This window comes from Caballeronia sp., assembly GCF_049581465.1.
Lineage (GTDB): Bacteria > Pseudomonadota > Gammaproteobacteria > Burkholderiales > Burkholderiaceae > Caballeronia.
Map to the genome: position 1 here is coordinate 1 of NZ_JBAUSA010000271.1, position 13,646 is coordinate 13,646.

The 13,646-nt window shown below is 60.4% G+C and carries 11 protein-coding genes; 6 read left to right on the top strand and 5 right to left on the bottom strand.

Translation table 11 applies throughout. From position 1 onward, the window contains the following. The coding region (locus WCA53_RS06685) for a DUF417 family protein (RefSeq protein WP_423907180.1) at window positions 1-236 on the bottom strand (236 nt) is incomplete at its 3' end. Between the two features lie 207 nt (window positions 237-443). Between WCA53_RS06685 and WCA53_RS06690 the strand changes: the two genes are divergently transcribed. Further along, window positions 444-1,616 carry an FAD-dependent monooxygenase gene (locus tag WCA53_RS06690; RefSeq protein WP_423907182.1) on the top strand — a complete coding sequence of 391 codons (1,173 nt, stop codon included), beginning with the start codon at window positions 444-446 and terminating at the stop codon, window positions 1,614-1,616. Window positions 1,617-1,790: 174 nt separating this feature from the next. Here the strand turns inward: WCA53_RS06690 and WCA53_RS06695 are convergent, their stop codons facing one another. Next, the gene (locus WCA53_RS06695) at window positions 1,791-3,041 is read right to left on the bottom strand and encodes a cytochrome P450 (protein WP_423907184.1); all 1,251 of its coding nucleotides are present in this window, start codon (window positions 3,039-3,041) and stop codon (window positions 1,791-1,793) included. Between the two features lie 820 nt (window positions 3,042-3,861). Between WCA53_RS06695 and WCA53_RS06700 the strand changes: the two genes are divergently transcribed. From WCA53_RS06700 to WCA53_RS06710, 3 genes are all read left to right on the top strand, one after another. Then, on the top strand, window positions 3,862-4,359 hold the full coding sequence (locus tag WCA53_RS06700) for a nitroreductase family deazaflavin-dependent oxidoreductase (protein WP_423907186.1): 498 nt from the start codon (window positions 3,862-3,864) through the stop codon (window positions 4,357-4,359). 523 nt (window positions 4,360-4,882) lie between these two features. Continuing rightward, the gene (locus WCA53_RS06705; protein ID WP_423907188.1) at window positions 4,883-5,617 is read left to right on the top strand and encodes an alpha/beta fold hydrolase; all 735 of its coding nucleotides are present in this window, start codon (window positions 4,883-4,885) and stop codon (window positions 5,615-5,617) included. A 446-nt stretch (window positions 5,618-6,063) separates the two neighbouring features. After that, window positions 6,064-7,260: a LysR family transcriptional regulator gene (locus tag WCA53_RS06710; protein WP_423907191.1), complete on the top strand. Its 1,197-nt coding sequence runs from the start codon at window positions 6,064-6,066 to the stop codon at window positions 7,258-7,260. 3 nt (window positions 7,261-7,263) lie between these two features. Here the strand turns inward: WCA53_RS06710 and WCA53_RS06715 are convergent, their stop codons facing one another. Next, complete coding sequence (locus WCA53_RS06715) at window positions 7,264-7,833, bottom strand: TetR/AcrR family transcriptional regulator (RefSeq protein WP_423907194.1); 570 nt, start codon at window positions 7,831-7,833, stop codon at window positions 7,264-7,266. Between the two features lie 204 nt (window positions 7,834-8,037). Between WCA53_RS06715 and WCA53_RS06720 the strand changes: the two genes are divergently transcribed. Then, window positions 8,038-10,863, top strand: a complete 2,826-nt coding sequence (locus tag WCA53_RS06720; protein ID WP_423907196.1) for a LuxR C-terminal-related transcriptional regulator — start codon at window positions 8,038-8,040, stop codon at window positions 10,861-10,863. 431 nt (window positions 10,864-11,294) lie between these two features. On the opposite strand, the gene WCA53_RS06725 is transcribed toward WCA53_RS06720, so the two are convergent. Beyond that, a complete protein-coding gene (locus tag WCA53_RS06725; protein WP_423907198.1) occupies window positions 11,295-11,600 on the bottom strand; it encodes a hypothetical protein in 306 nt (101 codons plus the stop codon). Then, window positions 11,597-12,139: a class I SAM-dependent methyltransferase gene (locus tag WCA53_RS06730; RefSeq protein WP_423907200.1), complete on the bottom strand. Its 543-nt coding sequence runs from the start codon at window positions 12,137-12,139 to the stop codon at window positions 11,597-11,599. Before WCA53_RS06730 ends, WCA53_RS06725 begins: the two co-directional genes overlap by 4 nt. A gap of 375 nt (window positions 12,140-12,514) precedes the next feature. Between WCA53_RS06730 and WCA53_RS06735 the strand changes: the two genes are divergently transcribed. Continuing rightward, window positions 12,515-13,646 (top strand): adenylate/guanylate cyclase domain-containing protein (locus WCA53_RS06735; protein ID WP_423907202.1); only part of this gene is annotated, 1,132 nt, incomplete at its 3' end.

The window sequence follows — 13,646 nt, forward strand, 5'->3', positions numbered from 1 at the left end:
ACCCCCAACAGTGCAGAAAACGTGTGGATGGTGAAGACGTTGTAGAACCAGCCCATGAAAGGGCTGTTCGCGACCAGCGGTTGAATTTGGCGAGCCTCGAAGTTGGCGAATTTTAGCGCGCCGATCCAGCCGATGACGATAACGAGGCCGTATCGGCCCAGAATATTTGCGGCCGAATCGATTGTGGAGATCTTGTCGATCTCGCTTACCTTCGATCTGTCTCTGAGCAAGGTCACCCTGCAGTTCCTCCTTTGACGGATGGCTATCCCAACGGTGGTGAGTTACCTACACAAGAGAACGCCGAAGACGTTGGTAATCGCAGCCGTTCGCTATGTGAGTTGCGATCAGGTCGATAAGACGAACGAATAGCTAGCAGGGCCGCCGACCTCCATTTGTTGTGAGATGCTGCCGATAGTGCGCTCAGTGCACCGGGAGGGATGCGATTGCTGACCCGAATTATCATCGTGGGGGCCGGAATTGGCGGCCTGACAGCAGCAGCCACACTCACACATGCGGGATTCGAGGTGCGAACCGTCGAGCGTGCGGTCGAATTCGGTGAGGTTGGGGCCGGTGTGCAGTTAGGCCCGCACGCAACTCGGGTCCTCGTGGGCCTCGGCTTGGGCGGCCAATTGCGACGGCGCGGCATCGTTCCGTCGCAAGTCATGTTCCTGCGGTGGCAAGACAGCAGCGTCATTTCCGCTCAGTCCACGGCCGAAAGTGCTGTGGTGTTCGGCGCACCTTATTACACGTTCTACCGTCCCGAGCTGATTGAGATGCTCGCCAGCCTCTCACCGGAAGGCACGGTTCGCCATGGGATCGCCGCCACTGGCCTGGCCACGATCGACGATAAGCCGGCCGTTCAACTCGACGATGGCAGCATTGAGACCGCGGACCTCGTTGTCGGAGCCGATGGCATCCATTCAACCGTCCGGGCGCAGACCATTGGCGATGCCATTCCACGCTTTTCGGGCATGTGCGCCTACCGTGCACTCATCCCGTTGGAGCGCCTTGCGGCGGACCCGCAGGCGGCGCGCACCGTTCGCTGCTGGATGGGGCCCGCCTGTCACCTTGTGGTTTACCCCGTCGGTGGCGGACCGCGCTACCTCAATGTGGTGGCTGTCGTTCCGGAATCCGACTGGCGGTCGGAGTGGTGGACGTCCCAGGGCTCAGTCGACGAACTGCACAACCAATTCCGCGGATGGAGTCCCGACGTCATCAGGATCCTCGACGCGGTGGCGGACCCCGTCTACCGGTGGGCGCTCTATGACCGCAGCCCGCTGGACACCTGGTCGACAGAAACGACGACCTTGGTGGGCGATGCCTGCCATCCAATGCTGCCGTTTCTTGCTCAGGGGGCCGCACAGGCCATCGGCGACGGGGCCGCCCTCGGTCAAGCTCTGTCAACCAGTGCCGACCTGGCCGACGCGCTGCGACGCTACGAAGCTGCGCGACGAGAACACACCGCCGAAATCCAGCGGCTGTCATGGCAGAACAACGAGGTCTACCACCTGCTCGACGGCCCTGCGCAGCAGCGCCGCGACGAGGCGATGGCCCAGCCCGGCGGTACACGCACCATGGGGTGGATCTTCGCCAATGACCCCTACGCCCTCCCCTGAAGCAATCAGATTGATAGCCCGCTTCGATAAGGCACGTATCGGCGCATCGCAAGACGCTGTCAATCTAGGTGATCGACTACCGGACAGCAAGATTGGGGCACCAAGAGTATGCGGGCAGCGACGACGCAACCCTGCCCGCGTCCACCGCCAAGACGCCCTTGAGGACAAAGGTGTTCAACTCAATGTGTACCGAATAGGCAGGTGCTTCAGCCCCCCAACGAAAGTGGTCGCCGTGAACTGCGGGTCCCCAGCAAGCTCGATGGAGAGCAGCCGCGGTAGGAGCTCGGCGAACAGGCTGCTAATCTCCATGCGCGCGAGCGCCGCACCAAGACAGAAATGAGCGCCGAAACCGAAGGCGAGATGTCTGTTGGGTTCTCGGTTGATGTCGAACCGCGACGGCTCGTTGAAGACGTCCTCATCCCGATTTCCCGAAACATACGATAGGTAGACCGCGTCGCCGGCAGGGATGGGAACTCCTCGGATTTCACTGTCGGCGCCGGCGGTTCGCATCATCTCCTTGACCGGAGTGGACCACCGAAGCATCTCCTCGACCGCAGTCGGCATCAGTGTCAAGTCTTCCGACAATCGTTGATGCTCATCGGGGTGTTCGATCAACGCGAGCAGCCCGCCGGCGACGGCAGCTTTGGTCGTCTCGTGGCCCGCCGTAGCAATGAGGTGGCAGTAGTTGATCACGTCGGAGTCGGAGAGGTACTGGCCGTCGATGCGGGCATTGGCGATCGCTGACGTCAAATCAGCCGTGGGATTATCGCGACGTGATGCGGCCGCCTTGCCGAAATAACCGACGATGTCGGCAATGACGCTCGTCAAGTCTTCGAGGTTCGAGCCGCGCTGAAACTCCGGATCATCTAGCCCGAATAGTTCCTGAGTTAATCGTTGGATCAGGGCATAATCATCCTCGGGTAGCCCCAGCAGTGACAGGATCACGTATCCCGGAAATTTCATCGCGATGTCGGTGACGAAGTCGCACTCCGGTCCGATTTCGAGCATGTGGTCGACATAGCGCTCGGCGAGCTGATCAATCTGAGCTTTTAGCTCGCGCATCACTTTCGGCCGGAACCAACTGGCACCGATCGCCCGGAGAGCCCGGTGGTGCGGGCCATCCATCTGGTTCATCGTGTGCAAGCCGACGCCAGTGTCGCGCTGTGCGCGCACGCCGTCGTCGACGGCGGCAGTCGTCAGCATTGATCCGCGCCCATTGATCCATAGGCAATGATTGCGCTCAATCTCGATAATGTCGGCATGTTTGGTCACTGCCCAAAATGGGCGATAGGGAGCCACGTCTACCCGGACCACAGGGGCGTGCGCACGAAGATAAGTCAGTCCCTCATGCACCCGAACCTCATCAGTGAACGCCACTGGGTCGGCCAGCAGCCACGTGGCCTCATCCACCGTGAACCTGCTCATCTGCGACCCATCACTATGCAGCCATCAGGGAGTCGAATACGGCGCGGCCTAACACCTTTGCACCCTGGCGCCGCCTGGCCATCCTTGAATGCGCGGCGAGCAGTAGCGGCACCGCAGGACGTTAACCACGCGCCCGGACCGGATTCAAGTAGCTCATCCTGGCCGGGGCCGGGATTCCTGAGGAGCTCGTCGCCAAAGGGATCGAGCTCACAGATTGTAGTAGGCCTTAAGCCGGACGCAGCTCTCAAGGCGTTTACCTCCAATGGCTTCTGTGTGAAGGGAGCTGGACGCAACCATACCTTAGCGCTCGACGCAGCGGCAGCTATGAAACCAGTTGCGCCATAAGTAAAATGGATATTCCTAGAACGAAATCGCATATCGCATGAGGATCGCAAGGCTCGGCCATCTGCATTGCTGCTGACTCGCGTGCCTATGCGCTCGGTGAATGCGAAACCGTAACAATGGCTTGGAACGCGTCGCGTCTCGGCTGTGGGCGTACTTCTCGAACTGAGCCGCCGAAGCGGCCGAATGCTCGGACCCACTGCACACCAGGGCATTACAGCTGGCCTACTCCATTACCAGGTGTCGATTGCGCGCTCCTCAACTTCGTCGACACAGGCACTGCGGGCACGGAGGTGGATCTCTGCAGAGCTGGCGGCACCAACTTCCGTGAGACCCGCGCCACCGTCAGACTGCCTGCTCTCGACGGCGCATTACCTCCGCAAGCACGTTCGAAACGTAAAGGTGCGTAGGCTATTTCACCCCGCATCTCAGATCGTGGCGTTTCGTTAGCGCACGGTTTGCGCGTACGGTGAGCGTCATGGAAGCTGAAGAGCCGCGGCCTGAGATTCCTCGAGCGGGTATAGACCTGCCGGTATTACCTGACGAGGGTTGGATTTACGGCCGGCACCAAGCGCTGAAGGAGCTGGACGGATCGGGGACGACGAAGAGCCTGGCTCTTGACGACGAAGGACACGAGAAGCGAGTCGTCGTCGTGACAGTTCGTGGCGCGAAGACCGGTAAACCGCGTCGTATTCCGCTGATGCGGGTCGAATGCGGCGGCTGCTATGCGGCTGTCGCATCGAAGGGCGGATCGGCCAAGAAGCCCGCCTGGTACTACAACTTAAAGGCAAATCCAGATGTGCGACTACAGGATCTGACGGCGATCGGCGACTTTTCGGCTCGCGAGCTCGTCGGCCATGAACGGGCCATCTGGTGGGATCGGGCGGTGCATGCTTTCGAGCCATTCGCGGACTACGAGCAGAAAGCAGGTCGACCAATTCCTGTCTTCGTGCTCGAGCCCGCCGCTAAGCGGTAACCGAAGAAGATCCTCCAGAGTGTTCTAACCTCGCCTTCTGAGCGATTCGGGCCGTGACGTACCGGGCTGCCGCCTAAGTGGTCACGAACGTATGAGAGCTAAGCAGCCCAATTATTGTGGGCGGGAAACGCTTGACAGCAATCATCCAGAGTCACAAGCGATTGACAAATCTGGTGACCCTACCTTGGCATAAGGTCAGTTATAGTCGAATTCAGTTGCACTGCAATGGATCGTAGTCCTCGCGTTCCCGAGTTAATCTTGCCTACGTTTCGCTCCGTCCGGTAATGCTTCGTTGTCTAGCAGTGTGCTGCGTCCGGCTGTCCTCGATAGCGTCACCACATCGTTCAAGCCGCGGTCCGGCGGTGTCACTTCGCTGGTAATGAACGCAACATGCGGCGCCAGTGCCCTTTCGGCCGCGGTGCCTTTTTCGAAAGAATCCGGCTAGCAGCTCAGTTGATAGATACATAAGCAAATCGAATGTTGGAAATTGGGCTGGCTGACTTAGCATCGGCCGAGAATTGCTATGACGAAAGGTAATCGCTTCATGGGCATGCCGGTGCAGGCAAACGTTTCTCGGCCAGTGCTGTTGCTGGTCCACGGTGGCTGGCTTGGCGCGTGGAGTTGGGATGAGGTGCACCAGAACCTGATCAGCCGGGGTTGGCAAACGCAGACCGTCGACCTACCGAGCGTGGCCGAGCTCGGGAGCCCGCGTCTTGGTCTGCTGGAAGACGCTTACGTGGTTCGTCAACGCATCAATGAGATTGACGGGCCAGTGGTGGTCGTCGCCCACTCTTACGGCGGTGCGGTGATCACTCAGGCCGCTGCCAATCTGCCCAATGTTCGACACCTCGTCTACATCTGCGCTTTTCAGCTGGATATCGGGGAATCCATGCTGGACATCGTCGGCAACAGGCCCGCCTGGTGGAACATCGAGGGCGACATCGCGACGGTGCACGACCCGCGCGCAGTATTCTTTGACGATCTGCCGCCGGACGCTGCAGAGCGGGCGGCTGCCCGCCTGAAGCCCTTTAGTGTGTGCGTCGGCAACCACAGCCTGACCGCTGCTGCGTGGCGCACAATTCCGTCTACCTACATCGTTACTGATCGGGACAAAGCCGCGCCTCCCGCAGGCCAGGAGATTCTGGCGGCACGTGCCACCTACGTTCGTCACTTGCCGTCGGGCCATCTGCCGCTCTTATCTATGCCGTCGGCCCTAACTGACCTCATCGTGGAGGCGGCTGCCACCACCATGGATTGAGGCACAGACCGATTCGTCTGATACTCGACGCAGCGGAGGCCGATTGGCTAGACACGACGACCTTGATGCACGCCGGGAGCCCGGTTTGGCGAAAGGTGAATGGTGCCACAGTTATTCACGAACCTGCAGGTGGTCTACTCGGCACAACGACGGGGACCGGGATCCCAGAAAAGCAGCTAACTATTCCGTTGAGCCCAGGTTGCAGGTCAGTCATCAATGGCTTAGGTATCACCCGACTCGACACTGAAGATCGCTCTTCGGGCGATGGCATCCGCGCTAACCCCGCTGCAATCTAGGGGTTGGCGGCTCAGAGCGCCGGCCGTACCTCGGGCTCAAACCGACCCCGGCGACCACACGGAGAGGCGAAGCATGGCGAAAATGCACGAGGAGATCTTGGTCAACTTGCAAATGTCAAAGGCTGAGGTCGTAGTAGTCCGGGTATGTCAATGATCGGCGACTCGCGAGACCCGATCGATGTCCACCCGAGCATTGCCGACCGGATATGCGAATCCGGCCGTGCGGCAGGAGGCTTGCCGAACCAACGCTCGCTAACCGGAAATCAACGGACCTCGGCCACATTGGCGCCGGAATGCACCACGGCTACGCCAAAGCCAAACCATCGTGCGGCTGTTCACACGTTGCGATTGGTCGATGCCGCCTCAATTGAGGGTGACGGGTGCGGTACTAGGAGCCGCAGAGTTGACTACTTCACGCCGGCGAAGCTGGAGGCGTTGGTTGCAGTCGCCGAGCAGGGGAGTTTGTCGGCGGCAGCACGCAGCTTGCACATTAGCCAGCCAGCCTTGTCGCAGACGATCGGCGGACTCGAACGCCGTTTGGGCACAAAGCTGTTCGTGCGCACGAGCACAGGCGTGAAGACCACTAGGGCGGGGCGGGCGGTGCTCAGCGAGGCTCGAACGATACTCGACCGTCATGATCGGCTGCTCCAGGTCGCGGCGGGATGCGTCTCAGATGAAGGCGGTGCCCTCCGGTTGTCGATTCCGCCCGAACTACCCCTGGATGTGTTGCGCACACTCGCCAAGTTTGCCGCAGAGCACCCCGCAACGCGGCTCCGGACGCGTCGGTTGACCATGGCCACCCAGCTGGCGGGACTGCACGGCGGAGGGCTCGACGTGAGTTTCATGAATGAACGTCCTGCGGGCCACGACCTGCAATCGATGCTGCTAGCACGAGAGCACCTTGGTGCGTTGGTGAGCCACTCGGTTGCGGCACGAGTTGCCAGTCCGCAAGGAATCCGGCTCGACACCCTCGCGGGGCTGGAGTGGCTGGGCTTCCCGCGGTCAAGTAGCCCGGCTTGGCATGACCGTGTAGCGGCCGTTTTGCGCACGCACGGCATAGACCCGGACGATGCGGAAGGCCGCCGTGACGATTTTGGAATCCCATCCGTGGTGTACACCGCGGTAAGTGGTGGGCATGCGTTTGCGCTTGCACCTGCGCACTGGGCGCATCCAGTCACTGACACCGTCACCTGGATTCCTCTTGCCGACGACTCGGTGGTGCGGCCCACATGGGCAGTCTGGCATGCAAATTGCCGCCGTCGAGACGTTGCGCACCTCATCCAAGCATTGGAAACATACGCCTCCACTACCCAGGACGCTTCCCCAGCGCCGAGCAGATCCCCATGACATTCACCCAGTGGGCGATGGTGTTTCTGCTAACGCTCCGGCTACCGCAAACTCGAGTGCACGCCGCAAGGGATCCACAGCGCCTGTTATGTCGGCAAGCAGCACGCCGCCTTGAAAGGCAGCAAGAAGGCCGCCGGCTAATGCCTGCGCGTCCGTGCCCACCGTCAAGCCACCGTTGTCGGCCACCCGCTGAAGTCCTTGCGCCATCAGGGCTTCCCATCGAACAAACCCCGCTTGTAGTGCCTTGCGAGCCGGCCCGTTGTCCTGGTCGAGCTCATTGATCAGCGATCCGATCGGACAGCGGATCGCGTCATCGGAGGACGCGTACGCGTTGACAGTGCTCTCACACCAAGCGTGCACATCGGCGGCCGTCGACATGGTGTCAAAAAACAGTCGGGCCGAAGTGATCACTTGGTCCACCTGCACGGCAACGACGTCAGCCACCAAGTCGGCCTTGCCGGCGAAGAAGTGATAGAGCTGTCCGCGCCCGACGCCAGCTGCGGCTCCGATCTCGTCGAGAGTGGTCGCCCGTACTCCACGCTTGGCGAAAAGGATGCAAGCGGCATCCAGCACCCGCTGTGCGGTCGCGCGCCCGCGATCTGTCGTCGGCGTATTCAGCACCCCATAACTTTAGCTTCAAACGGCTAGTTGTACCAGAGAGTACAGTTACTGTACTGTATAGTACAATATTGCTGCGAAGCCGCGAAGCATGTACTTAGGCAATGCGAAAGGACGCCTCATTGGAACCTGAGCCTGTCAATGCATTTCCCACTAGCCATGACCGATGAAGTGTTTGCGTCGAGTGAGAGGCGCGCGGCGAACCCGCCGATTCGCGGCCGCAGCTCGGAGCTACGACGTATACGCGATGCTGTGTTGGCACTAGCGCATGGACGCGGTGGCGTGTTGATCATCGAGGGATCAGTCGGGATTGGGAAAACCCGCCTGCTGAACGAGGGCATGGCGCTTTCGGCGCAGGCGGGTGTGCGTGCGGTGTTTCGCCGAGTCTTCGAAAAACAGCAGACGGTACCATTCGCACCATCGTACGTGGAACTGCTGCACGCTGACCCGCCACCAGGCGGCTTAGATCCACTATCCCGCTTAGGTATTCGCGACGTCATGCACCATCAATTGACGGAGCACCCGCGCGGCGCGGTCTTGACAGCGTCCGAGCAGCATCCGGTCGCCATTCATATCGATGACCTGCATTTCGCGGACAATGCAACCCTCATGGCATTGCAATCGCTGGCATTGGAGTTGACAGACTCGCCACTACTGTGGGTGTTCACGGTAATACCCAATGCTGGCAATCTAGCCGTTTACGAGACCGTCACCCGGTTGGTGGCTGCCGGTGCCGAAGTGCTCCGGCTCAACGCCCTGAGCACCAGAGCTGTGGCCGACATAGCCCGGGACGTGTTGCGCGCCAACGCGGATAACTCGGTGTTGATGCTAGCGGACCAGGCGCATGGCAATCCCTTCCTGCTGATCGAGCTGCTACAGGGCCTCAGCGAAGAGGGCCGGATCCAGCTCGCTGATGGCCGAGCGATTGCAACCGGTGACGCGCTACCCCAACGGCTCAGCACAAGTATGCGGCTGCGATTGGAGCGCTTTCCAGAAATCACCCGCCGCCTTTTGCAAGTGGCTTCGGTGCTGCCCGAGCGGTTTACCGCAGGCCTTCTTGCGGCGATGCTAGAGCGCTCCCCGGCATCCCTTATCCCAGCCGTGGAAGAAGTAGTACGTGCCGAGCTACTGGCCGACGAAGACGGCCAGCTGCGATTTTGTGAAGATCTACGACGCGAAGCGATACGCCAGTCGTTGCCGGGCTCCTTGCGTCGTGCGTTGGAGCGGCAGTCGGCGACAATCATGCTCGACGCTGGTGCCGCGCCGCAGGACGTGGCAACTCAACTGGTGCGTAGCGCCGACATCGGTGACGCTCCCGCTATCGCGACCTTACGAGACGCAGCGCAAATCCTGGCAGATTCGGATGCTGGCGCCGCAGCCGATCTGAGCAAGCGCGCGCTCGACCTCACCCATGTCCGCGATCCCCAGCACGGCCAGATTGTCGCGGAAACCGTTGTGCTGCTGAATCGAGCATTGCGCTACGACGAGGCGCAGCAACTAGCGGATGAGGCTCTGTCGAACGCAGTCTCCGCTGAGCAAGAGGCCGACATTCGACTCAGCCTCTCGACATTGGCAAGGGGCACAATCGAAAAGCGCATCGAGCAGAATCGCAGCGCACTCCTGCTACCGCAACTCGATGAGCGGATCACAGCGCGCCATCAGGCTTGGCTCGCCTACAACCTGATGGTGAATGGCCAACTCGGCCAGGATCGCAAAACAGCCGCTGAAGCGGAGGCCGCGGCCGCAAACACTGATGACGTGGAGGCCAGGATCGTATCCGAGATTGCGCTCGCGGGCCTCGATTGTGCTGACGGCAATTGCCAGAAGGCCCTGGCGCGCTTGGAGACACTCGACGCGTTAGTCCGGACGAGCAAATTCACCCCGGCACATCAACTTGCCGAGATCCACAGCGCGAATATTCTCGCTGTCGTCGGGCGGCTTGACGAGGCTGCAGCGATGATCACAAAAGGCATCCAAATATCTCGTAATATGGGTAACAACATGGCATTTCAGATCTGGACCCACCACGAAGGAATGGTCCATTTAGCCGCCGGCACCTTGTCCGCAGCCCGCTCCGCCGTCGAATCGCTCCCTGCCGCGGACCGCATGAGGTGGACGAGTGTAAACGGAGTACTTGGCATGTCCACCCTCGCCAAGGTTGCGGCTCATACCGGAGACCGAATGCTATTGAAGGACGCTTCGATTGCTGCACGCGATGCATACGCGGGCGGGTCGCCTGCGGTACGACGCACTGCGGCCGGGGTCCTGGGACTAGCGGCATGGCTACGTGAGGATATGAAGGGTGCAGCCCGCTGGCTCGGTGCAGATACCAGACTGATAGTCACACCAGTGTTCCCGGTGGTCCTCGATGATTTGCTTCTGAGTGCACGGGTAGCCGTAGCGACCGGTGAGGGAAATGTGCGAGAACGCGTGTTGCAAGCCATCGACGTTCTTCAACATGGCAAGCCCGGAGTCACACTTTTCACCGCGGTTGCACAACTAGCAGGCGGAATACTGGCCCAGGATGTCGATGCCCTTACGGCCGCCTCCCAATCATTGCGATCATCGTCGCGACCTCTCCTTGGTGCATCTGCTGCCGAGGATGCGGGCCGAGAGCTCATTCGGTCTGACTACCACACGGACGCAATCGATCAGCTCAACATGGCATTTGACGTGTACGCCGATTGCATGGCGGTGACTGACGCACGCCGGGTCGGTCGCATACTGCGAAGTCAAGGGATTGAACGGCGCACCGTGACACCCCATCGCCCGAAAAACGGGTGGGACAGTCTTACCGATCGTGAGCTGAGGGTCCTGCACTTGGTTGCCGAAGGCGCAACAAACGCTACGGTCGCGAGGGAGCTGCATTTGTCGGCCCATACCGTCAAGACCCACGTACGCAATGTCTACGCCAAGCTTGGAATCGATTCACGACTTCAGTTGCGCCGCTTGGTTCAAGGCCTCGATGAAACCCGCAGGATGTAAGCTCAATCGGTCCCAATCTCCACCCTGCGCGGAGTCACGCGCAAGAAGCGGTTGGCGTTTGCAACTTCTATTCCGCCCGTAGACCGCTCGATATACGAACATTGGAAGCCGCTCCAAATCGATTCTATTACTGCGATAGCCGATCATCCCTTGATCGTCGTCCTCCGCAATGAGGATCGCGCAAGTTATTGCCGTGCGGCTAGTTTGAGCATGGTCATGCCACGCAGATCGATGGCGATGACTAGAAGGTGAATCGTTCGCGACGGCCGCGGAGGGAGCAAGCTCGTGAGACATTACGCGGCCTAACATCTGATCAAGTCGACACGATCTCAACGATCGACGGCATCGAAATGGCCTCCGACAGTGGCGGAGAAGTGGTCGAAAGGCGCTATCGCGATGCGATCCCATCGGTTCAACACGCACCGAACCCTTTAGTTGCGCATCGCGCTGAGGAAGCGCATGAACGTTGAGCCTACAGGAAACTCAATTGCGGCTGGCACAGGCCGGCCGGCGGCGCGGATGAGGTCAGTGAGATCGGCGTTGCGGGTTAGCCATCCGCGCTCGGCCAGATATGCCGCCGGATCCTGCCGCTGGGCGGAAAAAGTCAGGTTGCGCAGATTCAGACCTTGGTCATGCTTGCGCCAAATGTCGTGGAGGTCGTTCAGTGTTTCACCAACTACGTCGGGCCCCCGGACATCGAAATAGTCCGCAGCGATCCGGCTGCCGGAGGCGCTCAACGCAATGACCCATCGAGCACCTCGTCCTGTGCGCTGGGGGGTAGGTAGCCGATGAGGAGCCCCTCGGCGATCCACGCGGTCGGCTTTGCTTCATCGAAACCCGCCTGCCGCGACGCCGTTGTCCAATCTCGGCGAAGATCGATACCCAAACAACAGTGCTGCGCTGCCGATGTATAGCGTAGGCTCGCCAACAGATCCTTCTTCCAGTCGATGACATCGGGCTGATCAATTTCGTAGATCGACATCGCATCAGGCCAGTCCAAACGGTAGGCGCGGCAATCCAATCCCGAGGCCAAAATCACCGCTTGCCGAATGCCCGCACGACATGCCTCGCCCAGAAAATCATCGAATGCCCTACAACGGACGCCAAAGTAGTGGGGGAACCACTCGGCTCCAAGCTCCGCGAATTCAATTGTGCCGTCCACTATCTGGGTGAAGATCTTCATTCCGAGTGCCCGAACTAGGACTTCCGCGAACGGGTCGTCGATCACCGGGTCGAGGCCGCGGCTAGCGACGGCTCGCGCCGCGGCCGCCATCATGGCGGTGGCGCCTACGCCGCCTCTTAGATCCCAACTTATCGTCATTGGTTCGCGTCATACTCGCTCCTTCGAATCATTAAGTCCTTCAACGCTTCCTGCGCTGATTACATGGATACTCGTCTTTCTTCGAGCCCGACCGAGACGGCCGTAAAAAATTCTCGCCCGAACACATCGCGCCCAACTCATAACGTAGAACGATCATCGATACGGAGGGCCCTCCTTCCGCTGTGTGCATTGAACAACACATTCGACCGCAGAACCAAGCACCCGTCGATGATTACGTTAGGCATATCACCAAATTGAATACCGTTACCGCACCGTCCAGTTCGGCTGCACAAATCTTCAGCGTGCTCGGTGTTTTTCACTTGCCATGACGTGATCGAACGGGTGTTAGTGGTGATGATCAGCCGCCGCGAGCTTCGCGCCAAAACCACGTTGGTGGCATGCTCTCGAAGCATGACCGCGACACCAGAGACGTATTACGCTCGCGACGGCAACGTCCGTGTTGCGTACCAGGTCGTCGGTGATCAGGGGCCTGACCTCCTGTTCGTTCCCACCCCTGTGTTCCCGATCGACCTGCTGTGGGACGAGCCCACGGTCGCCGGCCAGCTTGGCCGGCTGGCGTCGTTCAGCCGGCTGATTCTCACCGACCTTCTCGGGGTTGGGAGTTCGGACGCGGTGCCAATCAATGAGCGTCCCGCTATGCAGTCTTGGTCCGATGGGCTCGTCAATGTACTCGATGCCGTCGGGAGCAAATCTGCGTCGATCTTCGCCATGGGTGAGTCGGCACTGCCCGTCATGCTCCTCGCTGCGAGCAATCCTGATCGCGTTCGCTCCCTCGTCCTTTGGAGCCCATATGCGTCCTTCCTGCGCACCCGCGATCAGCCCTTCGCGATGCCTGAGCCGGCCCTCGCGGGCTATCTCGGTGCGTTCGAGGACATGGTGGGAACCGGTGCCCTGGTCGATGTTTTGGCACCCAGTTGGGCCGAAGACGCCGCGAAGCGGCGCTGGTGCGCACGTGCCGAGCGTTTGGCTGGTGGGCCAGGATATTTCGCGGCGATCCTCGACTTGTTCCTACGAACCGACGTCACACCAGCGCTCGACAGTATTCAGGCGCCGACGCTAATATTGCGTCGGCGCGGCGACCGTCACGTGACCGAAGGCCATGCTCGACAACTGACCGAGCGGATCCCGCACGCCCGGATGGTCGAGTTCGATGGTAATGACCATGGTTGGTTCGCCGGCGATGCCGAGAACGTGCTCAACGAGATCGAATCATTCCTCACCGGCGGTCGCGGCTTCTCGCCAACCAATCGTGTGCTGTCAACGGTATTATTCACTGACATCGTCGGCTCGACCGAGCGCGCGGCGACCTTAGGCGACCAGGCCTGGACCACGGCGCTGGCCGCTCATAACCGCGTCGTCGAGCGGCATGTAGCCGGATCCCGGGGCGCGGTCGTAAAGTTCACGGGAGACGGCGCGCTCGCGACATTCGACGGCCCTGCAC